Annotated in this window: 25 protein-coding genes; 11 read left to right on the forward strand and 14 right to left on the reverse strand. The window is 55.8% G+C overall.

All coding sequences use genetic code 11. The annotated features are described in order from the left end of the window. The first annotated feature begins 9 nt into the window (after positions 1–9). The 4 genes from secD (at position 10) to AB8846_RS04445 (ending at position 4042) form a co-directional block, all read left to right on the forward strand. Positions 10–1857 (forward strand): protein translocase subunit SecD, encoded by a 1848-nt coding sequence (gene secD / locus AB8846_RS04430; protein ID WP_072250572.1) that lies wholly within the window; start codon positions 10–12, stop codon positions 1855–1857. A 10-nt stretch (positions 1858–1867) separates the two neighbouring features. Continuing rightward, positions 1868–2839, forward strand: coding sequence for a protein translocase subunit SecF (gene secF, locus AB8846_RS04435; protein WP_063144785.1), 972 nt, complete (start codon positions 1868–1870; stop codon positions 2837–2839). 142 nt (positions 2840–2981) lie between these two features. Beyond that, positions 2982–3347 (forward strand): VOC family protein, encoded by a 366-nt coding sequence (locus tag AB8846_RS04440; protein WP_023310553.1) that lies wholly within the window; start codon positions 2982–2984, stop codon positions 3345–3347. A 14-nt stretch (positions 3348–3361) separates the two neighbouring features. Then, on the forward strand, positions 3362–4042 hold the full coding sequence (locus AB8846_RS04445) for a YafY family protein (RefSeq protein ID WP_047061231.1): 681 nt from the start codon (positions 3362–3364) through the stop codon (positions 4040–4042). A gap of 110 nt (positions 4043–4152) precedes the next feature. On the opposite strand, the gene AB8846_RS04450 is transcribed toward AB8846_RS04445, so the two are convergent. Further along, positions 4153–5037, reverse strand: coding sequence for a nucleoside-specific channel-forming protein Tsx (locus tag AB8846_RS04450; protein WP_025756198.1), 885 nt, complete (start codon positions 5035–5037; stop codon positions 4153–4155). A 266-nt stretch (positions 5038–5303) separates the two neighbouring features. After that, positions 5304–5843, reverse strand: a complete 540-nt coding sequence (locus tag AB8846_RS04455) for a DUF3251 domain-containing protein (protein ID WP_331413201.1) — start codon at positions 5841–5843, stop codon at positions 5304–5306. Positions 5844–5995: 152 nt separating this feature from the next. On the opposite strand from AB8846_RS04455, the gene nrdR reads away from it, so the two are divergent. The 5 genes from nrdR to thiL all read left to right on the forward strand — a co-directional run bounded on the left by nrdR (position 5996) and on the right by thiL (position 9601). Continuing rightward, positions 5996–6445 (forward strand): transcriptional regulator NrdR, encoded by a 450-nt coding sequence (nrdR, locus tag AB8846_RS04460; RefSeq protein WP_014069105.1) that lies wholly within the window; start codon positions 5996–5998, stop codon positions 6443–6445. A 4-nt stretch (positions 6446–6449) separates the two neighbouring features. Continuing rightward, on the forward strand, positions 6450–7553 hold the full coding sequence (gene ribD, locus AB8846_RS04465) for a bifunctional diaminohydroxyphosphoribosylaminopyrimidine deaminase/5-amino-6-(5-phosphoribosylamino)uracil reductase RibD (protein ID WP_370732162.1): 1104 nt from the start codon (positions 6450–6452) through the stop codon (positions 7551–7553). Positions 7554–7640: 87 nt separating this feature from the next. After that, positions 7641–8111 (forward strand): 6,7-dimethyl-8-ribityllumazine synthase, encoded by a 471-nt coding sequence (gene ribE / locus AB8846_RS04470; protein ID WP_006176874.1) that lies wholly within the window; start codon positions 7641–7643, stop codon positions 8109–8111. A gap of 21 nt (positions 8112–8132) precedes the next feature. Beyond that, entirely contained in the window at positions 8133–8552 is a 420-nt protein-coding gene (gene nusB / locus AB8846_RS04475) for a transcription antitermination factor NusB (RefSeq protein WP_006809908.1), read from the forward strand. A 77-nt stretch (positions 8553–8629) separates the two neighbouring features. Further along, complete coding sequence (thiL, locus tag AB8846_RS04480) at positions 8630–9601, forward strand: thiamine-phosphate kinase (RefSeq protein WP_370732163.1); 972 nt, start codon at positions 8630–8632, stop codon at positions 9599–9601. A 101-nt stretch (positions 9602–9702) separates the two neighbouring features. Here the strand turns inward: thiL and AB8846_RS04485 are convergent, their stop codons facing one another. The 4 genes from AB8846_RS04485 to xseB all read right to left on the reverse strand — a co-directional run bounded on the left by AB8846_RS04485 (position 9703) and on the right by xseB (position 13770). After that, on the reverse strand, positions 9703–10677 hold the full coding sequence (locus tag AB8846_RS04485) for an aldo/keto reductase (RefSeq protein ID WP_370732165.1): 975 nt from the start codon (positions 10675–10677) through the stop codon (positions 9703–9705). Positions 10678–10740: 63 nt separating this feature from the next. After that, entirely contained in the window at positions 10741–12603 is a 1863-nt protein-coding gene (gene dxs / locus AB8846_RS04490) for a 1-deoxy-D-xylulose-5-phosphate synthase (RefSeq protein ID WP_370732166.1), read from the reverse strand. A gap of 24 nt (positions 12604–12627) precedes the next feature. After that, positions 12628–13527: a (2E,6E)-farnesyl diphosphate synthase gene (ispA, locus tag AB8846_RS04495; RefSeq protein ID WP_370732167.1), complete on the reverse strand. Its 900-nt coding sequence runs from the start codon at positions 13525–13527 to the stop codon at positions 12628–12630. Next, positions 13528–13770, reverse strand: a complete 243-nt coding sequence (gene xseB / locus AB8846_RS04500) for an exodeoxyribonuclease VII small subunit (protein ID WP_008503331.1) — start codon at positions 13768–13770, stop codon at positions 13528–13530. Positions 13771–13961: 191 nt separating this feature from the next. Here xseB and thiI point away from each other — a divergent pair, with 191 nt between their 5' ends. Continuing rightward, positions 13962–15410: a tRNA uracil 4-sulfurtransferase ThiI gene (thiI, locus tag AB8846_RS04505; protein ID WP_032642000.1), complete on the forward strand. Its 1449-nt coding sequence runs from the start codon at positions 13962–13964 to the stop codon at positions 15408–15410. A gap of 132 nt (positions 15411–15542) precedes the next feature. Here thiI and yajL read toward each other — a convergent pair whose 3' ends face one another. Then, the gene (gene yajL, locus AB8846_RS04510) at positions 15543–16136 is read right to left on the reverse strand and encodes a protein deglycase YajL (RefSeq protein ID WP_032661534.1); all 594 of its coding nucleotides are present in this window, start codon (positions 16134–16136) and stop codon (positions 15543–15545) included. Continuing rightward, positions 16099–17010, reverse strand: a complete 912-nt coding sequence (gene panE / locus AB8846_RS04515; RefSeq protein ID WP_370732168.1) for a 2-dehydropantoate 2-reductase — start codon at positions 17008–17010, stop codon at positions 16099–16101. Before panE ends, yajL begins: the two co-directional genes overlap by 38 nt. Positions 17011–17131: 121 nt before the next feature. Here panE and AB8846_RS04520 point away from each other — a divergent pair, with 121 nt between their 5' ends. After that, positions 17132–17623 (forward strand): YajQ family cyclic di-GMP-binding protein, encoded by a 492-nt coding sequence (locus AB8846_RS04520; protein ID WP_063144776.1) that lies wholly within the window; start codon positions 17132–17134, stop codon positions 17621–17623. 31 nt (positions 17624–17654) lie between these two features. Here AB8846_RS04520 and AB8846_RS04525 read toward each other — a convergent pair whose 3' ends face one another. The 6 genes from AB8846_RS04525 to cyoA form a co-directional block, all read right to left on the reverse strand. Next, a complete protein-coding gene (locus AB8846_RS04525) occupies positions 17655–19016 on the reverse strand; it encodes an MFS transporter (RefSeq protein WP_370732169.1) in 1362 nt (453 codons plus the stop codon). Between the two features lie 213 nt (positions 19017–19229). After that, a complete protein-coding gene (gene cyoE / locus AB8846_RS04530; RefSeq protein ID WP_013095848.1) occupies positions 19230–20117 on the reverse strand; it encodes a heme o synthase in 888 nt (295 codons plus the stop codon). 11 nt (positions 20118–20128) lie between these two features. After that, positions 20129–20455: a cytochrome o ubiquinol oxidase subunit IV gene (locus AB8846_RS04535; RefSeq protein WP_006176899.1), complete on the reverse strand. Its 327-nt coding sequence runs from the start codon at positions 20453–20455 to the stop codon at positions 20129–20131. Then, on the reverse strand, positions 20455–21069 hold the full coding sequence (locus tag AB8846_RS04540) for a cytochrome o ubiquinol oxidase subunit III (protein ID WP_023334703.1): 615 nt from the start codon (positions 21067–21069) through the stop codon (positions 20455–20457). Before AB8846_RS04540 ends, AB8846_RS04535 begins: the two co-directional genes overlap by 1 nt. Beyond that, on the reverse strand, positions 21059–23050 hold the full coding sequence (cyoB, locus tag AB8846_RS04545; protein WP_063144774.1) for a cytochrome o ubiquinol oxidase subunit I: 1992 nt from the start codon (positions 23048–23050) through the stop codon (positions 21059–21061). Before cyoB ends, AB8846_RS04540 begins: the two co-directional genes overlap by 11 nt. A gap of 16 nt (positions 23051–23066) precedes the next feature. Continuing rightward, positions 23067–24014, reverse strand: a complete 948-nt coding sequence (gene cyoA / locus AB8846_RS04550; protein WP_063144773.1) for a cytochrome o ubiquinol oxidase subunit II — start codon at positions 24012–24014, stop codon at positions 23067–23069. Positions 24015–24469 lie beyond the last annotated feature (455 nt).

The following is a 24469-nucleotide window of genomic DNA, read 5'->3' on the forward strand; positions in this document are numbered from 1 at the left end:
GGAACTGCCGTGTTAAACCGTTATCCTTTGTGGAAGTACATCATGCTGGTCGTCGTGATTATCGTCGGCCTGCTGTACGCACTTCCCAACCTGTATGGTGAGGATCCGGCCGTTCAAATCACTGGCGCGCGCGGTGTCGCCGCCAGTGAGCAAACGCTGATCCAGGTCCAGAAAACGTTACAAGAAGAAAAAATTACCGCTAAGTCTGTGGCACTGGAAGAGGGCGCTATTCTTGCTCGCTTCGACACCACCGACACGCAGCTCCGCGCTCGCGAAGCGCTGATGGGCGTGCTGGGTGATAAATACGTCGTGGCGCTTAACCTTGCTCCTGCAACTCCGCGTTGGCTGGCTGCGCTGAATGCAGAGCCAATGAAACTGGGTCTTGACCTGCGTGGCGGCGTTCACTTCCTGATGGAAGTGGATATGGATACCGCGCTCGGCAAGCTGCAGGAACAGAATATCGACAGCCTGCGCAGCGATCTGCGTGAGAAAGGCATCGCCTATACCACCGTGCGTAAAGAAGATAACTACGGCTTGAGCATCACGTTCCGCGACAGCGCGGCACGCGACCAGGCTGTAACTTACCTGTCTCAGCGTCACCGCGATCTGGTGATTACCTCTCAGGGCAGCAACCAGCTGCGTGCGGTAATGACCGATGCACGTCTGAGCGAAGCGCGTGAATACGCCGTTCAGCAGAACATCAACATTCTGCGTAACCGTGTAAACCAGCTGGGTGTGGCTGAGCCGCTGGTACAGCGTCAGGGTGCTGACCGTATCGTGGTTGAACTGCCGGGTATCCAGGACACTGCGCGTGCGAAAGAGATTCTGGGTGCGACCGCGACTCTGGAATTCCGTCTGGTCAACTCCAACGTCGATCAGTCCGCTGCTGCCGCCGGCCGTATTCCGGGTGACTCCGAAGTGAAACAGACCCGCGAAGGTCAGCCGGTTGTGCTGTACAAACGCGTGATCCTGACCGGTGACCATATCACCGACTCCACTTCCAGCCAGGACGAATACAACCAGCCGCAGGTTAACATCTCGCTCGATAGCGCGGGTGGTAACATCATGTCCAACTTCACCAAGGACAACATCGGCAAACCGATGGCGACCCTGTTCGTGGAGTACAAAGACAGCGGTAAGAAAGATGCAAACGGTCGTGCGGTACTGGTGAAAGAGGAAGAGGTGATTAACATCGCCAATATCCAGTCTCGTCTGGGTAACAGCTTCCGTATTACCGGTATTAACAACCCGAACGAAGCGCGTCAGCTCTCTCTGCTGCTGCGTGCCGGTGCGCTGATTGCGCCAATTCAGATTGTTGAAGAACGTACCATTGGTCCTACTCTGGGTATGCAAAACATCCAGCAGGGTCTGGAAGCGTGTCTGGCTGGTCTGGTTGTCTCCATCCTCTTCATGATCTTCTTCTATAAGAAGTTTGGTCTGATTGCGACGTCCGCGCTGCTGGCTAACCTGGTGCTGATTATCGGCATCATGTCCCTGCTGCCGGGCGCTACGCTGACCATGCCGGGTATTGCGGGTATCGTTCTGACCCTTGCGGTGGCGGTCGACGCCAACGTACTGATAAACGAACGTATCAAAGAAGAGTTGAGCAACGGTCGTTCTGTGCAACAGGCGATTGAAGAAGGCTACAAAGGGGCGTTCAGCTCCATCTTCGATGCGAACGTAACAACACTGATTAAGGTTCTTATCCTGTATGCAGTGGGTACTGGCGCTATCAAAGGCTTTGCGATTACAACCGGTATCGGTGTTGCAACGTCGATGTTTACCGCTATTGTCGGCACCCGTGCCATCGTGAACCTGCTGTATGGCGGCAAGCGCGTCAAAAAGCTGTCTATCTGAGGAGTGCGTTGTGGCACAGGAATATACTGTTGAACAATTAAACCACGGCCGTAAAGTCTGGGACTTTATGCGCTGGGACTACTGGGCCTTCGGCATTTCAGGTTTTCTGCTGATTCTGTCCATCGCCATTATGGGCGTGAAAGGCTTTAACTGGGGTCTCGATTTTACCGGTGGTACGGTAATTGAAATCTCCCTGGAAAAACCGATCGATATGGACCAGATGCGCGAATCGCTGCAGAAAGCGGGCTTTGAAGAGCCGCTGCTGCAAAACTTCGGCAGCAGCCGCGATATCATGGTACGTATGCCGCCGGTACACGATGCCAACGGCAGCCAGGAGCTGGGTAGCAAGGTTCTGAAGGTCATCAACGAATCGACCAGCCAGAATGCGGCGGTGAAGCGTATTGAGTTCGTCGGCCCGAGTGTGGGCGCGGATCTGGCGCAAACCGGTGCGATGGCGCTGATGGTGGCGCTGATCTCCATCCTGATCTACGTTGGCTTCCGCTTCGAGTGGCGCCTGGCGGCAGGTGTGGTTATCGCTCTTGCGCACGACGTGGTGATCACCATGGGCGTACTGTCGCTGTTCCATATTGAGATTGACCTGACGATTGTGGCATCCCTGATGTCCGTTATCGGTTACTCACTGAACGACAGTATCGTGGTATCTGACCGTATTCGTGAAAACTTCCGTAAGATCCGTCGCGGTACGCCGTACGAAATCTTTAACGTGTCGTTGACCCAGACGCTGCACCGTACCTTGATCACATCCGGAACGACCTTAATGGTTATCCTGATGCTTTATCTCTTCGGTGGCCCGGTACTGGAAGGCTTCTCGCTGACCATGCTGATTGGTGTCACCATCGGTACGGCGTCTTCTATCTACGTTGCGTCCGCACTTGCACTGAAACTCGGCATGAAGCGCGAGCACCTGCTTCAGCAGAAAGTCGAGAAAGAAGGGGCGGATCAGCCGTCCATTCTGCCGTAAGGCGACGTTTAGCGCGTTATCGAAATCCCGGTCGGTTGACCGGGATTTTTTTTATCTGCTCCTGACAAACACTCCTGACAGTATGCTGTCAGGAGCCCTGTCGTAGACTCTTTTCGAACCCAAACAACAGTCAGGAGGATGTATGAAAAGCGTAATCAACTGGTTTGAAATCCCGGTCGCGGATATGGATCGCGCCATCAAATTTTATGAGCCGGTGATGCAGCTCGCGCTGCGTCGCGAGAAAATGGACTGCGCGGAGCTGGCCGTTTTTCCGCATGAGGATCCGGGTACCGGCGGGGCGCTGGCAAAATTTGACGGCGTTACACCGTCTTTGCAGGGCGCTATTATTTACCTGCATACTGACAATCTGGCGGCCACGCTCGATCGCATCGCCTCTGCCGGCGGCGAGTGCGTGTTTGGCCCGCTGGAACTGCCGCATGGCATTGGCACGATCGCATTGTTTACCGACAGCGAGGGTAACCGCGTCGGCCTCCATCAACCTGCCTGAGAGCGGAATAAGATATGACCCGACGCGCTGACCGTTTGTTTCAGATTGTGCAGATCCTGCGGGGCAGGCGTCTGACAACGGCAGCGCATCTGGCGGACCGGCTTGGCGTGTCCGAGCGCACGGTCTACCGCGATATCCGCGACCTGTCGCTTTCCGGCGTGCCGGTGGAAGGTGAGGCGGGGAGCGGATATCGGCTGATGTCGGGTTTTGATCTGCCGCCGCTGATGCTGACAAATAAGGAGTCAGAGGCGCTGATCGTCGCGATTCGCCTGCTCAAAACCTGGGGAGGGGAATCGCTGTCGCGCGAGCTGGAGTCGGCTCAGGAGAAGGTGCTGGCTATCCTGCCCGAGGAGAGTCGTCGCAAGGCGGAGCAGACGCGGATCTACGCCCCGGACTTTTGCATGCAAAGCCACTCTCGCAGCGATTTTGACATGATTCATCAGGCTATTTCCGCCCAGCGCGTGCTGGCGCTGCATTATCGTGATGAAGCCGGGCAGCTTTCTAAACGTGAGGTTCAACCGCTGGGACTGTTCTTCTGGGGGGAGCGTTGGCTGCTGGCGGCCTGGTGTGAACGGCGCGATGATTATCGCTGTTTCCGGCTCGACCGATGCCTCAATATTGTGCAGACGGAGAGGCGGTTTAGTGAGAGTGCGGACAGGTCTCTGGCAGATTTTTTGCGGAAGGTTAAGCAGTAAAAAGCCAGCTCTTGAGCTGGCTTTTTTGCCCGGCGGCGCTGCGCTTGCACGGGCCAACAGGTTTTGTAGGCCGGGTAAGGCGTAGCCGCCACCCGGCATCAACCACAAGGTTAGAAGTTATAACCCACAACCAGGTAACCACCCCAGCCTGTAGAGCGGACGCTGAAGTCGCCGTTGCCGAAGTTCAGGCTCGCGTCGTCGTTCCACTGACCACCGTTGTGCCAGTAACGCGCAACAACAGAGTAGTGCCAGTGATCGTAGTTCAGCGCCAGGATGTGGCTGGAGGCGATAGAGTCGTTGGTGCGCGCTTTCTTACCGTTCAGGTCGCGGAAGTCGTTGTCGCCCAGATCTGAACCCCAGTCAAAGTTGGTGAAGCCGATATAGCTCAGGTTGCCGCCCCACAGCTGGGTAATTGGCACAAAGTATTTCACTTTGAAACGGTAGCCATCCCACTCGTTTTCGTTCGCGGCACCGTAGTTCTGCCACTGGTACTTAGCATACACGTTCAGAGACAGGCTCATTGGCAGGCCGGTATCGATGTCCGTACCCAGACCCATGTACCAGGTGCTCTGGCGACCGGACTTGTTGCGGCCCATGTCGTAGATGTAGTTGTTCGCGAAGTACCACTCTTTGAACGGACCAAACGCCAGGCTGGTACCGGTCAGTTTATCAATAGAGAAGCGTGGTTCAATTTCCATGAACAGTGGGGAACCGTGGTTCCAGATACCTTTCGCGTCGGTGTTACCACCGAAGAATACCGGGGCATCCATATAGCCGTAGAAATCGAACCAGTCTTTCTTGGCGAATGCTTCGTACTCCAGGTAGGTATCGTTGCGGATCTGTGGTCCGAAGCGCGTGTGGTAGCTGCCAACCACGTTAACGCTCTGGTGCCACCAGTCGGAGAGGTATTGTGGTTTATCGTTTTCCGCTGCGTTAACAGTGAAAGAGGAGGAAAGTGCCAGTACAGCACCGGCTGCGAGTAATGTTTTTTTCATAATCATGCCACTGATTGAAATTCCCTTCCGGGAGTGAAAAATGCGCGATTTGCGTATCAAAATATTTCGTGTTTCTGCGGAGCCTATTATAGGAATCCCTGCTCACAAAAATATGTGTTGTTTCACATATCTCTCACATGCGTAATCGATTGCGTTCACGTTTGCGTACTTTAAACGGCCGGGATTGTAGCGGCAATCATTTATGTTGCCAATCCATACGAAATGTAAATGTTAGCGGAGTGACATTGCACTCCGCTAAAAGGGGGTTACTGCGCGGCGGGCTGGATATCGTGAATGCGGATGAAACCTAACTGCTCCGGAGTGAGTCCGTTAAGCTGCAGCGGAATGTCAACATCGCTCGGAGCCAGCACGCTGGCCGGGGCGGTGAACAGCTGACTGTTAACATTCACTTCCTGGTAGCTCTCAGTGGTGCCCTGGATCTGGCCCCATTCGACGGTGCCGCTGAAGGCGGGCAGCGGATCGTTGGACTCGCCCTGAATGCGTAATGTTGCGCGAGTACCATCTGCATTCGCCGCCACATTCACCAGGGACATTTTTAGCGTGCCAATCTGACTATTGAGGCGCGCAGGCGTATTCGCGCCCGGCAGGAGATAAACCCCGCTGCTGGATTTGGCATTTAGCGCGTTTTGCTGGGTAATCTTCACCGTTTCTTTATTCAGTTTGTCCAGCGCCGTATTGAGCGTATTCACGCTCTGCTTCATCTGACGGACTTCGGTTTGCTGTGCACAGGCGCTAAGGGTGAAGAGGCTCCCCACCAGCAAAATTTTCAGGTAACGTCTTGTCATTGCGTTTATTTCCTTGAAATAACGGATCGTCCTAATGGTAGCCATCATCATCGTGTCAGACATAGATCCTTTGTCTCAAAAAGCTCTTCCTTTGTTGTCAGGCCAGATCAGGGTAAAATGAAAATCAGTTAACCGGATAACAGGGATACCGTATGCATTGCCCATTCTGCTCCGCTGTGGATACCAAAGTCATCGACTCTCGTCTTGTGGGCGAAGGGTCATCCGTACGCCGTCGTCGGCAGTGTCTGGTGTGCAACGAGCGTTTCACGACCTTTGAGGTTGCAGAGCTGGTAATGCCGCGCGTGGTAAAAAGTAACGACGTGCGCGAGCCGTTTAACGAAGAGAAACTGCGCAGCGGGATGCTGAAAGCCCTCGAAAAACGTCCCGTCAGCGCGGACGACGTTGAGACGGCGTTAAACCACATTAAATCTTACCTTCGTGGCCTGGGTGAGCGTGAAGTGCCAAGCAAAATGATCGGCAACCTGGTAATGGAGCAGCTGAAAAAGCTCGATAAGGTCGCCTATATCCGCTTCGCCTCGGTCTACCGCAGCTTCGAAGACATCAAAGAGTTTGGCGAAGAGATCGCCCGCTTACAGGATTAAGCTCATGCAGGATGAGATTTACATGGCGAGAGCCATGAAGCTGGCGCAGCGCGGTCGTTTTACTACCCATCCCAACCCGAACGTCGGGTGCGTTATCGTTAAAGATGGCGAGATCGTGGGGGAGGGTTTTCACTATCGCGCCGGCGAGCCGCATGCCGAGGTTCATGCGCTGCGCATGGCCGGTGAGAAGGCGCGCGGTGCCACAGCCTACGTCACGCTGGAGCCCTGCAGCCATCACGGGCGCACGCCGCCGTGCTGCGAAGCGCTGATTGCGGCAGGCGTTTCACGCGTGGTCACATCGATGCAGGACCCGAATCCGCAGGTGGCCGGACGCGGTCTGTACCGCCTGCAGCAGGAAGGCATTGACGTCAGCCACGGGCTGATGATGCAGGACGCGGAAGCGATCAACAAAGGCTTTCTGAAGCGCATGCGCACAGGGTTCCCGTATATTCAGCTCAAGCTGGGCGCCTCGCTGGACGGCCGTACGGCAATGGCAAACGGCGAAAGCCAGTGGATCACGTCTCCACAGGCAAGGCGCGATGTGCAACGTCTGCGCGCGCAAAGCCATGCTATCCTCACCAGCAGTGAAACCGTTCTGGCTGACGATCCGGCCATGACCGTGCGCTGGGACGAGCTGAATGCCGATACCCAGGCGCTTTACCCGCAGGAGAACCTGCGTCAGCCGCTGCGTATTGTCATTGATAGCCAGAACCGGGTGACGCCGGAGCAGCGCATCGTCCAGCAGCCCGGTGAAACCTGGATTGCCCGCACCAAAGAAGATACGCGCGAATGGCCGGAAGGCGTGCGCAGCATTATGGTGCCGGAGCATAACGGTCATCTGGATCTGGTGGTGCTGATGATGCTGCTCGGCAAGCAGCAGGTGAACAGCATCTGGGTCGAAGCGGGGCCAACGCTCGCCGGTGCGCTCTTACAGGCCGGGCTGGTGGATGAACTGATTGTCTACGTTGCGCCTAAACTGTTAGGCCACGACGCGCGCGGCCTGTTTGTGCTGCCCGGCCTTGAAAAACTGGCCGACGCACCGCAACTCAAATTTAGCGAGATTCGTCCGGTAGGTCCGGATGTCTGCCTCCACTTAACGACAGCGTAATTGCTCTTTAAATAGGGAAGCAGTGCGCAAAGTATTATGATAAAATCCGCCCCCCTGCGGGGCCAAATGAACCCGTAAAGGAAGAGTATGAACATTATTGAAGCTGCTGTAGCTACCCCGGACGCTCGCGTCGCCATCACCATTGCGCGTTTCAACAACTTCATCAACGACAGCCTGCTGGAAGGTGCGATTGACGCCCTGAAACGCATCGGCCAGGTTAAAGATGACAACATTACCGTTGTTTGGGTTCCAGGCGCTTACGAACTGCCACTGGCGGCGGGCGCGCTGGCGAAAACCGGTAAATACGACGCGGTGATTGCGCTGGGTACCGTTATTCGTGGCGGCACTGCGCACTTCGAATACGTTGCGGGCGGTGCAAGCAACGGTCTGGCACACGTTGCGCAGGATGCTGAAATTCCTGTCGCGTTCGGCGTGCTGACCACCGAAAGTATTGAACAAGCCATCGAACGTGCTGGCACTAAAGCCGGTAACAAAGGTGCAGAAGCTGCACTGACCGCGCTTGAAATGATCAATGTATTGAAAGCCATTAAGGCCTGATTTTTTTGTAAGGGGAATTCCGTGAAACCTGCTGCTCGTCGCCGCGCCCGTGAATGTGCCGTTCAGGCGCTTTACTCCTGGCAGTTGTCCCAGAACGACATCGCTGATGTTGAATACCAGTTCCTGTCAGAACAGGACGTGAAAGACGTTGACGTTCTGTACTTCCGTGAACTGCTGTCGGGAGTGGCGACTAATAGCGCGTATCTCGATGGTCTGATGAAGCCTTACCTGTCCCGTCTGCTCGAAGAGCTGGGCCAGGTAGAAAAAGCAGTGTTGCGTATCGCGCTGTTTGAGCTGTCTAAACGTGATGATGTGCCGTACAAAGTGGCCATCAACGAAGCGATCGAACTGGCGAAAACCTTCGGCGCTGAAGACAGCCACAAGTTTGTAAACGGCGTACTTGATAAAGCAGCACCTGCGATCCGTCCCCACAAAAAGTGATCCGCAAACCGGAGTTCTGCATTGCCTGACGGGCAGTGCGGCTCCGGTTTTTTCTTTTATTTGCTGAGGCATAACGTATGGCATGCGGCGAATTTTCCCTGATTGCCCGTTATTTCGACCGTGTCAGAACCTCTCGTCTTGATGTTGAAACCGGCATTGGTGATGACTGTGCACTTCTCAATATTCCCGAAAAACAGACGCTGGCAATCAGCACCGACACCCTGGTGTGCGGACGTCATTTCCTGCCCGATATCGATCCTGCCGATCTGGCGTATAAAGCGCTGGCGGTGAACGTCAGCGATCTGGCGGCGATGGGCGCCGATCCTGCCTGGCTGACGCTGGCTTTGACCCTGCCAGAGGTGGATGAAGCCTGGCTGGAAGCCTTTAGCGACGCGCTGTTTGAACAGCTGAATTATTACGATATGCAGCTGATTGGCGGTGATACCACTGCCGGACCGCTGTCGATGACGCTGGCGATCCACGGCTACGTGCCGCTCGGCCGCGCGCTGAAGCGCTCGGGTGCAAAACCGGGTGACTGGATCTACGTGACCGGTACGCCGGGCGACAGCGCGGCAGGGCTGGCAATCCTTCAGAACCGCTTAACGGTTGAAGATGCTGATGATGCGGCGTATTTGGTGAAACGGCATCTGCGGCCAACACCGCGTATTTTGCACGGCCAGGCGCTGCGCGAACGGGCAAGCTCGGCTATCGATCTCTCTGACGGTCTCATCTCCGATCTCGGCCATATCCTGAAGGCCAGCGGCGTCGGCGCGCGCGTTGACCTGGATCTCTTCCCGCTGTCTGGGCAGCTGCTCCGCCATGTGGAAACTGAGCAGGCGCTGCGCTGGGCGCTCTCCGGCGGTGAAGACTACGAGCTGTGCTTCACGGTGCCTGAGCTCAACCGTGGGACGCTGGACGTGGCGTTAGCGCATCTCGGCGCGAAGTTTACCTGCATCGGTCAGATCATGCCGGAAAGCGAAGGGCTGAAGTTTGTGAAAGACGGTGCGCCTGTGACGCTGGACTGGAAGGGGTACGATCACTTCGCCTAAGTGTGTGCGCTCTGTATTGCCGGGTGGCGCTGCGCTTACCCGGCCTACAAATAGGGTGCGATCGTAGGCCGGGTAAGGCGAAGCCGCCACCCGGCAAGTATTTACTTAAACCCCACCACCGGATGCTGCTGATACGGCGTCTCCAGCTCGGCAATCTGCTCCGGCGTCAGCGTGATATCCACCGCATTCAGCAGCTCGTCCAGCTGTTCTTCCCGCGACGTTCCAATAATCGGCGACGCGACCCCACGCTTGCCCAGCAGCCACGCCAGCGCTACCTGGGCGCGGGTTGCACCGGTATCGTCGGCGATCCCGGCTAAGCGTTCAGCAATCAGCGCATCGCTGGCCTCTGTTCCTTCGTACAGATTTTTTCCCACTTCATCCGATACCAGGCGGGCCGTGGTTTCCCCCCATGGACGGGTCAGGCGGCCACGCGCCAGCGGGCTCCACGGGATCACCGCCACGCCCTCCTGATGGCACAGCGGCAGCATCTCGCGCTCTTCTTCACGATAGATCAGATTGTAGTGATCCTGCATGGTGACAAAGCGCGCCCAGCCGTGCTGCGCCTGGAGATCCAGCGCCTGGGCAAACTGCGACGCGTGCATAGACGACGCGCCGATGTAGCGTGCTTTGCCGGCTTTGACCACGTCGTTTAGCGCTTCAAGCGTCTCCTCGACTGGCGTGTTGTAATCCCAGCGGTGAATTTGCAGCAGGTCGACGTAATCCATGTTCAGGCGTTTGAGGCTGTCATCAATGGAGCGCAGGATCTGCGCGCGAGAAAGTCCCTCAGCCAGGTCGCCAACTGGATAGTAGACCTTGGTGGCGACGACAATGTCATCACGACGGGCAAAATCGCGCAGGGCGCGACCGACAATCTCCTCGCTGCTGCCGTCGGAGTAGCTGTTGGCGGTGTCAAAGAAGTTAATGCCACCCTCGATGGCGCGTTTGATGATCGGACGGCTGCTCTCTTCCGGCAGGGTCCAGGCGTGGTTTCCCCGATCGGGCTCGCCAAAGGTCATGCATCCCAGGCAAAGTCGGGAAACCTTAAGGTCCGTTTTTCCTAATGTTGTGTATTGCACGGTTCCGCTCCTGCTGTTTAAACACCAGGTTTAAGCATAGCAGGAGCGGAAAGGGGGGAAGGGTCAGCCCAGCCAGGCGCGGATTTTGGCTTCGATACCGGCGGCGTCCAGGCCAATAGCCGCACGGGCTTCATCCTGGGTACCCTGAGGAATGAAATGATCCGGCAGGCCGAGGTTCAGCACCGGCACGGCTTTACGATTTGCCATCAGCACCTCGTTCACGCCGCTGCCCGCGCCGCCCATGATGGCGTTTTCTTCCAGCGTGACCAGAACGTCATGCGTCTCAGCCATACTCAGGATCAGAGATTCGTCGAGCGGTTTCACAAAGCGCATGTCCACCAGGGTGGCATTCAGCGCTTCAGCCGCTTTCGCCGCCTCTGGCATCAGCGTGCCGAAGTTCAGGATCGCCACATTTTCACCGCGGCGCTTCACCAGACCTTTGCCTATCGGCAGTTTTTCCAGCGGCTGGAGCTTAACGCCTACCGCATTGCCGCGCGGGTAGCGAACGGCGCTTGGGCCATCCTGATAGTGGTAGCCGGTAAACAGCATCTGACGACATTCGTTCTCGTCGCTTGGCGTCATGACAACCATATCCGGAATACAGCGCAGGAACGACAGGTCAAACGCGCCCTGGTGCGTCTGGCCGTCGGCGCCGACGATGCCCGCACGATCGATAGCAAACAGTACCGGCAGCTTCTGAATCGCCACGTCGTGGATCACCTGATCGTAGGCGCGCTGCAGGAAGGTGGAATAGATAGCCACAACCGGCTTGTAGCCGCCAATGGCCAGGCCCGCTGCAAACGTCACCGCATGTTGCTCGGCAATGGCCACGTCAAAATACTGGTCAGGGTATTTTTTAGAGAACTCCACCATGCCGGAGCCTTCGCGCATGGCCGGGGTGACCGCCATCAGCTTGTTGTCTTTCGCTGCGGTTTCACACAGCCAGTCGCCAAAGATTTTTGAATAGCTCGGCATACCGCCGCTGCTTTTTGGCAGACAGCCGCTGGACGGGTCAAATTTCGGTACCGCGTGGAAGGTGATCGGATCTTTTTCCGCCGGTTCGTAGCCACGCCCTTTTTTGGTCATGATGTGCAGGAACTGCGGGCCTTTCAGGTCGCGCATGTTCTTGAGCGTGGTCACCAGACCCAGCACGTCATGGCCGTCAACCGGGCCAATATAGTTAAAGCCCAGCTCTTCAAACAGGGTGCCCGGCACGACCATGCCTTTGATGTGTTCTTCGGTACGCTTGAGCAGCTCTTTGATCGGCGGTACGCCGGAGAAGACTTTCTTGCCGCCTTCACGCAGCGAGGAGTAAAGCTTGCCGGAGAGCAGCTGGGCCAGATGGTTGTTCAGCGCGCCGACGTTCTCGGAGATCGACATTTCGTTATCGTTAAGAATAACCAGCATGTCCGGCTTGATGTCGCCCGCATGGTTCATGGCTTCGAAGGCCATCCCTGCGGTGATGGCACCGTCGCCAATCACGCAGACGGTGCGGCGCTGCTTGTTCTCTTTTTCGGCGGCAACGGCAATACCGATGCCCGCAGAAATGGAGGTGGATGAGTGACCGACGCTCAGCACGTCATACTCGCTCTCACCGCGCCACGGGAACGGGTGCAGGCCGCCTTTCTGGCGAATGGTGCCAATTTTATCGCGACGTCCGGTCAGAATTTTGTGCGGATAGGCCTGGTGGCCCACGTCCCAGATGAGCTGATCGAACGGCGTGTTATAGACATAGTGCAGCGCCACGGTCAGCTCAACCGTGCCAAGCCCGGAGGCGAAATGGCCGCTGGAGCGGCTTACGCTGTCGAGCAGGTAGCGACGCAGCTCGTCGCACAGCTTCGGCAGGCTCTCTTTCGGCAACAGACGTAACTCCTGGGTGGAGTCAACTAACGCCAGTGTCGGGTATTTGGCAATATCAAAACTCATCAAAGGCTCATCGAGATATATAGTTTATTTATCACGCTGGATTATATAGTCCGCTAGCGCTTCCAGTGCCGAGGTATCCAGCGATTGCGCGGCCAGTTGATTTAGCGACTGGCGGGCATCGTCAATCAGATCCCGGGCTTTACGTTGGGCTTGCTCAAGGCCCAGCAGGGCGGGGTAGGTACTTTTGCCAAGCTGCTGGTCCGCACCCTGACGTTTACCCAATGTTGCAGTATCGCCCACCACATCCAGAATGTCATCCTGAACCTGGAACGCCAGACCGATACTTTCTGCGTATCTGTCCAGAATCGGCAGGGCTTTGCGCCCTTGTTCACCGGCGCTCAGCGCGCCCAGGCGAACGGCGGAACGAATCAACGCCCCTGTCTTGCGGCGATGAATACGCTCGAGCTGTTCCAGATTAACCTGACGTCCTTCCGCTTCAAGATCCAGCGCCTGTCCGCCGCACATGCCGGCCACGCCGCTGGCCATTGCCAGCTCGGAGATCATCGCCAGGCGGTCGCGGTCAGCCACTTCCGCCATCGGCGCGTCGCTCAGAATTGAGAACGCCAGCGTTTGCAGGGCATCACCCGCCAGAATGGCATTCGCTTCGCCAAACTTGATATGGCAGGTGGGTTGACCCCGACGCAAATCGTCGTCGTCCATGGCAGGGAGATCGTCGTGGATCAGCGAGTAGGCGTGGATACACTCCACGGCGGCTGCCGGGGCGTCCAGCGTGTTATCGCTGATGCCAAACATATTGCCCGTGGCGTACACCAGGAACGGGCGCAGGCGCTTTCCACCCAAGAGTGCGCCATAGTGCATGGCTTCAACCAGTGGAGTGTTCTGAAAAGGCTGTGGCGCAATAAAACGGCGCAGGGCGTCGTTGGCGCGTACGACACGCGCCTGAAGCTCGTTGGAAAAATCCATTTACTCGGCGTCCGGTGTAAAAGGCGTGGTTTTCGCGTCTTCGCTGTCGGAAAGCAGGATCTGCACGCGCTGCTCGGCCTGTTGCAGTTTGACCTGCCCCTGGCGCGCAAGCTGCACGCCGCGCTCGAATTCGTTGAGCGCCTCTTCCAGCGGGAGATCGCCGCTCTCAAGGCGGGTGACGATTTGCTCCAGTTCACTCAGCGCAGTTTCGAAACTGGCCGGTGCGTCGTTCTTCTTCGGCATAGTGAATTGACTCTTATATTCTTCGCCCCGACATGGTAACGGACTCGGGCGGATAAGCAAATAACGCGCAATGTGCACAGGAGCGGCGCGATGGTGGTATACTTGCGCGCCTGGATGCAGCCACGGGTGTGGGCTGCTGTACTCTTTTCCATTACAAGCCTTAATACGCTTGCCTAAGAAACATTGCCGCCATGAAGTTTATCATTAAATTGTTCCCTGAAATCACCATCAAAAGCCAATCTGTGCGTTTGCGCTTTATTAAAATTCTCACCGGGAACATTCGTAACGTATTAAAGCACTACGACGAGACCCTCGCCGTGGTGCGCCACTGGGACCACGTTGAAGTGCGTGCCAAAGACGAAAACAAACGTCAGGATATTCGCGACGCGCTGACCCGTATTCCGGGCATCCACCATATCCTGGAAGTGGAAGATGTTCCGTTCAGCGATATGCACGACATCTTCGAGAAAGCGCTGGTCCAGTACCGCGACCAGATCGAAGGCAAAACCTTCTGCGTGCGCGTGAAGCGTCGCGGTAAGCACGAGTTTAGCTCCATTGAAGTGGAACGTTACGTCGGCGGCGGTTTGAACCAGCACGTTGAGACGGCGCGCGTGCGTCTGACCAACCCGGACGTGACCGTCAATCTGGAGATCGAAAACGATCGCCTGCTGCTGGTGAAAGGCCGCTATGAAGGTATCGGCGGCTTCCCGATCGGGACTCAGGAAGATGTTCTGTCCCTGATCTCCGGCGGCTTCGACTCCGGCGTCTCCAGCTATATGCTGATGCGTCGCGGCTGCCGCGTGCATTACTGCTTCTTCAACCTGGGCGGCGCGGCGCACGAAATCGGCGTTCGTCAGGTGGCGCATTACCTGTGGAACCGCTTCGGCAGCTCCCACCGCGTGCGTTTTGTGGCGATCAACTTCGAACCTGTGGTCGGCGAAATCCTTGAGAAAGTGGACGACGGCCAGATGGGCGTGGTGCTGAAGCGCATGATGGTGCGCGCGGCGTCCAAAGTGGCTGAGCGCTACGGCGTGCAGGCGCTGGTCACCGGCGAAGCGCTGGGCCAGGTCTCCAGCCAGACGCTGACCAACCTGCGTCTGATCGACAACGTGTCTGATACCCTGATCCTGCGTCCGCTGATCTCCCACGACAAAGAGCACATCATCGACCTGGCGCGCGAAATCGGTACCGAAGATTTTGCCCGCACCATGCCGGAATACTGCGGCGTGATCTCAAAAAGCCCGACCGTCAAAGCGGTGAAGGCGAAGATCGAAGCGGAAGAAGAGAACTTCGATTTTGCCATCCTGGACAAAGTGGTGGAGGAAGCCTCCAACATTGATATCCGCGAGATTGCCCAGCAGACCGAGCAGGAAGTCGTTGAAGTTGAAACCGTCAGCGGTTTTGGTGCCAGCGATGTGATTGTGGATATTCGTTCGATTGATGAACAGGACGCCAGCCCGCTTAACGTCGAAGGCGTTGAGGTGGTTTCTCTGCCGTTCTACAAGCTGAGCACGAAATTTGGCGATCTCGACAAGAGCAAAACGTATCTGCTGTGGTGCGAGCGCGGGGTGATGAGCCGCCTGCAGGCGCTGTATCTGCGCGAGCAGGGCTTTGCGAATGTGAAGGTGTATCGCCCGTAGCGTTTTGTCGGGGAGTGCGGCCTGATGCCCTCACCCCGACTCTCTCCCACGGGGAGAGGGCGCAAACATTAAAAACGGCAACCTGAGGTTGCCGTTTTGCTTTTACCTCGCGCCACCCGGCTTTTTTATGCACTACTCTTCATAGTAATTATAAATCCCCGCCGGCATCACCAGCGATGACGCCACTTCGTACGCCTTCTCGCGCCCTACCAGCAGGTCGATAATCTTTAAGCCAAAATCAATCGCGGTGCCGGGCCCCTGGCTGGTCAGCAGGTTGACGCGCGGGTCCCAGACGACGCGTTTATCCACCCAATGCTCTTCCGGGATCGTATCCTTAAGCCCCGGGAAGCCGGTCATGTTGCCGATGGGGAAGATATCGTGCGGAATCAGAACCGTTCCGGCGGCGGCACAGATTGCCGCGACGATGCGGCCGGATAAATGAAACTGACGCACGGTCTCGACCAGCAGCGGGCTGTCGCGAAAACATTCCGCGCCTTTTAAGCCGCCGGGCAGCACGATGATGTCGTAATCGCCGTCTGCTACCTGAACAAGGGGGGCATCCGCGAGGATTTTCACCCCGCGTGAACAGGTGATTTCCAGATTGCCGTCGCTGGCGACGCTGGCGGTGGTGACCTTAATGCCGCCGCGCACCATCAAATCAATCGTGGTGACCGCTTCCATCTCTTCGCTACCAGGGGCGAGACAGATCAGTGCTGACGCGCTCATATTCACTCTCCTTACGTTTAACCAGGTCATACAGACGGGCGTTTTCCGGCACGGCGATGCCGTGCGCGCGGGCGCGTTTAAGCAGATAGCCCGTGATGTAGTCGATCTCCGTGTGGCGTAATGCCCGCACATCCTGCAGCATCGAGGAGATGTTTTGTGCTGTACTCTCAATGACCTGCTCGACATAGCAGCGCAAATCGTCTGCCGAGGTATGCAGGCCTTCCCGCTCAACGACCGCCGCGACTTCCGCACACAACATCGCAACGTCCTGCGGATGATTTTTCAGCTCCCCGTTCGGGCAGTTCCACAGCGCCGTCAGGGGATTGATCACGCAGTTTACCGCAAGCTTACGCCACAGCTGAGGGCGAATATTGTTGTGCCAGGCCACGTCCGGCAGCACCTTTTGCAGCACATCGGCCAGATAGCTATAGTCTCCATCCTGCGTTCTGGCGGGGCCGATATGCGTTACGCCGCTGGCGACATGCACGATGATGTTGCCATCGCGACGTGCAGCGTGCGTGGTTGTCGCCATCAGCAGGGGCTGCGGGACGCTTTTCAGCTCATCAAGGGTCCCCATGCCGTTATGCAGCAGCAGTATGGGCGAAGTGGGGGGGAGCTGCGCGGCCAGCGTTTTTACCGCGTCTGAGACCTGCCACGCTTTGAGCGTCACCAGTAAAAGGTCGCTTTGCGCCAGGAAATCAGGATCGTTCGCGGTGAGGGATTCGTTAAAGATGCTTCCGTCTTCACCAATCAGGTTTACACTGCAATAGGGCTGGGGCACGCGCAGCCAGCCCTGAACCTCATGTCCGTGCTTGCACAGCGCGGTCAGCCACAGCTGACCAAGCGCTCCGCATCCGAGCACCGTAATTTTCATTGTTCCTCCTCACCTGCAACTGCGCCAGGTGTTACAGCTTAATTATACAGCTAAGCTTCTGTTGAGTTATGCCTCGTAGCGGGTATTATGCAACGCAACAAAAGTGAAGGGAGAAGAAAAGATGCCATCTTTCGATATTGTTTCCGAAGTTGATATCCAGGAAGTTCGCAACGGCGTTGAGAACGCAACCCGCGAAGTTGAGTCACGTTTCGATTTTCGTGGCGTTGAGGCGTCGTTTGAGCTGAACGACGCAAATAAGACCATTAAGGTGCTGAGCGAGTCTGATTTCCAGGTGAATCAGCTGCTCGACATTCTGCGCGCCAAGCTGTTAAAGCGCGGCATCGAAGGGACGTCTCTGGACGTGCCGGAAGAGTTTGTGCACAGCGGTAAGAACTGGTTTGTTGAAGCCAAGCTGAAGCAGGGCATCGAGAGCGCGGTGCAGAAGAAGATCGTTAAGCTCATTAAAGACAGCAAGCTGAAGGTGCAGGCGCAGATCCAGGGCGAAGAGATTCGCGTGACGGGGAAATCCCGTGACGACCTGCAGGGCGTGATGGCGCTGATCCGCGGCGGCGATCTGGGACAACCGTTCCAGTTTAAAAACTTCCGCGATTAATATAAAAAGCCCGGTTTAACCGGGCTTTTTTTCACGCTTTGAGCGCCTGCTCGACTTCGAAGCGGTTGGTCATTTTACTGTCTATTTTGACGTAAGCGCTGCGCTCTTCCGCGACAATGAGCACGTCCGTCACGCCCTCTTTGGCTTCCAGACGCTGTTTCAGCGCATCGCTAATCTCCACATCATCCGGAATTTCTACGCGCAGGCTGCTCACGTAGCGCGGCTCTTTCATGGTGCTGGCGACCAGCAGCCAGACTGTCGCCAATAGCGCACCGGCGAGAAACACGGTTTGTGAATCAAACAGGCCGTCCACCCAGCCGCCGAGCGAGCCGCCGATCGCCACGCCGAGAAACTGGCTGGTGGAGTAGATGCCCATCGCCGTACCTTTATACCCGGCGGGGGACTCTTTGCTGATCAGCGACGGCAACAGCGCTTCCATCAGGTTAAAGGCCAGGAAGAACAGCTGTACGCCGGCAATCAGTTCCCAGAAGTGCGGACCGGCACCCCAGAGCACAATTTCGGCAATCAGCAGTACCGCCACGCAGCCCACGAAGACGCGCTTCATTTTGCGCTTCACTTCGGCGTAGATGATGAACGGCACGACGGAGACAAACGAAATCAGCATCGTGACCAGATAGATTTTCCAGTGCTCGGCCGCCGGGAAACCCGCTGCGGCAAGCTGGCCGGGCAGGGCGACAAAGGTCGACATCAGCAGGATGTGCAGACACATAATGCCAAAATTGAGCTTCAGCAGGCGCGGCTCGACAATCACTTTGCTGAAGCAGCCTTTTACCATCCCCGATTCACGGTTCAGAACGTGGTTCTTGCTGTCCGGCACGACCCACAGGGTTAAGGCAATACCGAGGGTCGCCAGCACGGCAATCATCCAGAACAGGGCGTGCAGACCCAGCGTGTGCGTAATGATGGGGCCCAGCACCATCGCAATCGCAAACGTCACGCCAAAGCTCACGCCGATAAACGCCATCGCTTTGGTGCGGTTCTGCTCGCGGGTTAAGTCTGACAGCAGCGCCATCACCGCGGCGGCAATCGCGCCGGAACCCTGCAGAGCGCGGCCGAGAATAATGCCCCAGATGGAGTGGGAGAGGGCGGCAATGACGCTCCCGAGGACAAAGACCAGCAGCCCGCCGACGATCAGCGGCTTTCGACCCACCCGGTCAGAGAGCAGGCCAAACGGGATCTGGAATACCGCCTGCGCCAGGCCGTAGATGCCGATCGCGAGCCCAATCAGCGCCTCGGTGGCTCCCTGCAGCGCCATACCGTACGTGGTCAGAACAGGCAGGACCATAAACATGCCAAGCATCCGTAGCGAGAAGACAGTCCCTAAGCCCCAGGTCGCGCGTAGCTCGCCTGGCGTCATTTTATAATCGTTCATTACCACCTCAGTTCAAAAGCAGGCACTAGTTTAGGCGGGGTGTTAATTGCGGTAAATAGGTGTTTGTTTAAGAGATATTACCATCGTGCAAAACCGCGTCGGGTGGCGGCGATGCCTTACCCGACCTACCGATCCCGTAGGCCCGTGCAAGCGTAGCGCCGCCGGGCAAAAAAAAAGCCAGGTGATTAACCTGGCTTTTTCAATTCAGCACGCTTACCAGACGTAAGTCAGCAGGTTGTGTGAATCTGGCACCATGAAGTCCACGGACATCATCACGGACAGCGAGGTGATGGCCACAATCGAGAACACAAACAGTTTGCGCGCCCAGACTTTGTCATCTTCCACTTTGTAACCGCGCAGCGCCATACCGAGCCACCAGACGCTCACCGCAGCCGCTACCGCCAGATATTTATACCCGGCGTAACCACCCAGAGAGAGCATCAGCGTTGCTACAGCAAAGGCGATGATGTACAGCGTGATGTGGTTCTTGGCAACCGAAATGCCCTTCACGACCGGCAGAACCGGGATGTTCGCTGCCTGATAATCCTTAAAGCGGAAAATCGCGATGGCATAGGAGTGCGGCATCTGCCACAGGCTAAAGATAGCCAGCAGGATCAGCGCACCGCTGTCGAACTCGTTCGTGACCGCGCAGTAGCCAATCACCGGCGGCGCAGCGCCGGAGAGAGAACCAATCAGCGTGCCGTAGACGGAGTGGCGTTTCATATACAGGCTGTAGACGCCCACATACACCACAAACCCCATCACCCCCAGCCAGCAGGCCAGCGGGTTAGCACCAAACCACAGCAGCATAAAGCCAGCAATACCCAGCAAGGTGGCGTACACCAGCGAGACGGAAGGGGCGATCAGGCCTTTCACCAGCACCCGATTTTTGGTCCTTTCCATCTTCTTGTCGATATCCATGTCGATGTAGTTGTTAAATACACAACCGGACGCAACAACCAGTGACACACCGACCAGCGTGTAGATAAAGAGGGTGTAATCAATGCTGCCCTTCGAGGCCAGCAGGAACCCTCCGATCACGGAGATCAGGTTGCCAAAGATGATGCCTGGTTTCGTTACTTGCAGGTATTGCTTAAACATACTCGCCGCTCTTAGTGAACCATCATGTTGTAGTTGAGGTTCCACATAATCCAGATGGAACCGACTACCAGGATAGCGATGATAATCACGGTAAAGATAAAGGCGGTCATATTCCAGCCTTCATCGGACTTGGTGTTCATGTGCAGGAAGCAAACCAGATGCACCAGAATCTGAATCACCGCGGTTACCAGGATTGCACCCAGAATAACCGGTTTAGACGCAGAACCGCTCATCACCATCCAGAACGGGATCACCGTCAGGATGATCGACAGGATGAAACCTGTCATGTAGGTTTTTACGCTACCGTGGGAAGCGCCATGATCGTTTGAATGACTCATTACATCGCCCCCATCAGATATACAACAGAGAACACACAGATCCATACCACGTCCAGGAAGTGCCAGAACAGGCTCAGGCACATGATACGGGTACGGTTAGTGCTGGTCAGGCCGCGACGGGATACCTGGAACATCAGTACCGCCATCCAGATCAGACCAGAGGTAACGTGCAGACCGTGAGTGCCGACCAGCGCGAAGAACGCGGACAGGAAGCCACTGCGATCCGGACCGAAACCTTCCAGAATCAGGTGATGGAATTCATAGATTTCCATCCCGATAAATCCAGCACCAAACAGCCAGGTCAACGCCAGCCAGGAAACCACCTGGCTCTTGTTGTTTTTGTACATGGCGATAGCCGCCATGCCGTAGGTGATGGAGCTGAATAACAGCAGTGCGGTTTCAACCAGAACGAACGGCAGTTCAAAGATGTCCTTGCCAGCCGGGCCGCCCGCCGTGCCGTTCACCAGAACGGCATAGGTCGCGAACAGACAGCAGAACAGAATGCAGTCGCTCATCAGGTAGATCCAGAAACCGAAGACTTTGGTCGGTCCTGTATCGTGGTGCGCATGTTCATGCGCGTGGGCAGTTGAGTGCGCCAGAGTATCAGTTGCCATTTTTCAGCCCCGCTTTAGAAATCTCGTCGAAATGCTGATTTTCCAGCTTCTCAACTTCACGGACTGGTACGTAGTAGTCCACGTCCTCGTCAAAGCTCTTCACAATCCAGCTGATTACGATGCCGGCGAAGCCAACAATCGCCATCCACCAGATGTGCCAGATCATTGCGAAACCAAATACCGTTGCGAAGGCGGCAATCACAATGCCCGCACCGCTGTTTTTCGGCATGTGGATCTCTTCGTAATGAGCAGGTTGCTTGTACGCTTCACCTTTCTCTTTCATTTCCCAGAATGCGTCGCGTTCATGAACCTGCGGCACGATGGCAAAGTTATAGAAAGGAGGTGGAGAAGAGGTTGCCCACTCCAGCGTACGGCCACCCCATGGGTCACCGGTCAGGTCACGGTTCTGGTCGCGGTCGCGAATAGACACGTAGAACTGAATCAGCTGAGACGCGATACCACAGGCAATCAGCACGGCGCCGCCCGCTGCAACCATCAGCATTGGGTGGAACTGCGGATCGATCTGCTGGCTCAGACGACGGGTCATACCCATGAAGCCCAGCACGTACAGCGGCATAAATGCGACGAAGAAGCCGATGATCCAGAACCAGAACGCGCGTTTACCCCATTTTTCGTTCAGCGTGAAGCCGAACGCTTTTGGCCACCAGTAGGTTACGCCAGCGAAGCAGCCGAAGACCACGCCACCGATGATAACGTTATGGAAGTGCGCAATCAGGAACAGGCTGTTGTGCAGAACGAAGTCAGCACCTGGTACCGCCAGCAGTACGCCGGTCATCCCACCTACGGAGAAGGTAACGATGAAGCCGATGGTCCACAGCATCGCTGAGTGGAACACGATACGGCCCTGATACATGGTGAACAGCCAGTTGAAGATCTTCACCCCGGTAGGGATGGCGATAATCATAGTGGTGATACCGAAGAAGGCGTTTACGTTCGCGCCCGCACCCATGGTGAAGAAGTGGTGCAGCCAAACGATGAACGACAGAACGGTAATACACACGGTTGCCCACACCAGAGAGGTGTAACCAAACAGACGTTTACGCGAGAAGGTTGCCGCGATTTCGGAGAACACACCGAACACAGGCAGAACCAGAATGTACACTTCCGGGTGACCCCAGGCCCAAATCAGGTTGATGTACATCATCATGTTGCCACCCATATCATTCGTGAAGAAATGGGTGCCCAGGTAGCGGTCCAGGGTCAGCAGCGCGACGGTGACGGTCAGAATTGGGAAGGAGGCAATAATCAGGATGTTGGCGCACAGAGATGCCCAGGTAAATACCGGCATCTTGAACATGGTCATGCCAGGGGCACGCATCTTGATAATGGTCACGAAGAAGTTGATACCGGTCAGGGTAGTACCGACACCGGAGAGCTGAAGCGCCCAAATCCAGTAGTCGACGCCAACGCCCGGACTGTACTCAATTCCTGACAGCGGCGGGTAAGCCAGCCAGCCGGTCTGCGCGAATTCGCCCACACCCAGTGACAGGTTAACCAGGATAACGCCGACAACCGTGAACCAGAAGCTCAGGTTGTTCAGGAACGGGAACGCCACGTCGCGCGCGCCGATTTGCAGCGGAACGACAACGTTCATCAGACCGATAACCAGCGGCATCGCCACGAAGAAGATCATGATAACGCCGTGGGCGGTAAAGATCTGATCGTAGTGGTGCGGCGGCAGGAAGCCGGCCTCACCCGCAGAAGCGAGAGCCTGCTGGCTACGCATCATGATTGCATCCGCAAAGCCACGAATTAACATGACGATACCGACGATGCAGTACATGATACCGAGTTTTTTGTGGTCAACCGAAGTCAGCCACTCGTTCCACAGGTAGCTCCACTTACCGAAGTAAGTGATCAGGGCCAGTAAGGCCGCGCCACCAATGATAATTGCAGCCACCGTAATCACGATAATCGGTTCGTGATACGGCACTGCATCCAGTGTCAATTTTCCGAACATTTTCTTCCTCGGCCCCTTAGTGAGCGGTTTCCGCGTGGCTCATGTCCATGCCTTCCATACCTTCATGCGCGCTGTGCTCGCCTTCAGGCTGGGTCATGTCCATGCTCTTACCGTGATCCATAAATTTGCCAACAACCTCTTTGAACAAATCGGGTTTCACGTTAGAGAAGTACTCCACCTTGTTGTATTCGCTAGGTGCAGCCACTTTATCGAACGCCGCCATGTCAGACATGGTGTTTGGAGACTGCTTCGCTTTTTCAACCCATTGGTCGAAAGCGGCACGGTCCGGCGTCGCAATAGCTTTGAACTTCATACCTGAGAAGCCCGGGCCGCTATAGCTGGCGGAGATACCATCATAGGTGCCTGCTTCATTCGCGATCAGGTGCAGGTTAGTCTGCATACCGGCCATCGCGTAAATCTGGCTACCCAGACGTGGGATGAAGAAGGAGTTCATTACGGAGTTGGAGGTCACTTTGAACTGAACCGGAGTGTTCGCCGGGAAGGCGATTTCATTCACGGTAGCAATACCCTGCTCTGGATAGATGAAGAACCATTTCCAGTCCATGGAGACCACTTCAATGGTAATAGGTTTCTCATCGTGAACCAGCGGTTTGCTTGGCTCAAGTGCGTGAGTGGTTTTCCAGGTCAGTACGGCAAGGAACAGGATGATCAGAATAGGTACCGTCCAGACCACAGCTTCCACTTTATTGGAGTGTGACCAGTTAGGGCTATACTTCGCATCTTTATTGCTCGCACGATACTTCCAGGCGAAACCAACAGCCATCAAAATGGCAGGAATAACCACAATCAACATCAGGCCAAAAGCCGTCAATATCAGTGAACGTTGTTCCAGTCCAATCTGTCCTTTGGGGTCTAGTAGTGCAGAATCGCAGCCACTGAGTAATACAGTGCCCGCGAATAATGACAACCATCCCAAACTTTTATTGTATTTCCCGAGTCTCATTTAACGACCTCAATTCCACGGAGTCTGGTGGCGTTTAAAGTGTGCGGGCATTTTACGGGAAGGTTACATTACTGTAAACATCATTAGGCCTGTGTCAGGAAGGTGTTACCGGGTTCTGCCGCACGTGTCACAAGTGTTGCAAATTATGTCGGTTTTTATGAGCGAAGCCGCATGGCGTGGGCTTTATAACGAAAGGACCCCCAAGCATACCCTAAAAGGGACAATTGGTATAACCATTGCTGAAAATAAACAAAAAATTAACAATTAATTATCAATAAAAAGACATCTGAAAAACGAAAAATCAAACTCTCGCCTGCTGAATCGTTTAATGAAAAATAGCGTTTTGGAATGGGAGCCAATAATTTCCAAATCCTATCCCGCACAAAACAACAAATATTTTTTTTAGCGCTTGGTGGCTATTTCGCCGTTATAATTTCGGTTAGTGATTACAACGG

This window comes from Enterobacter sp. KB-221C9, assembly GCF_041320715.1.
In the GTDB taxonomy this organism is placed as follows: Bacteria; Pseudomonadota; Gammaproteobacteria; order Enterobacterales; family Enterobacteriaceae; genus Enterobacter; species Enterobacter asburiae_D.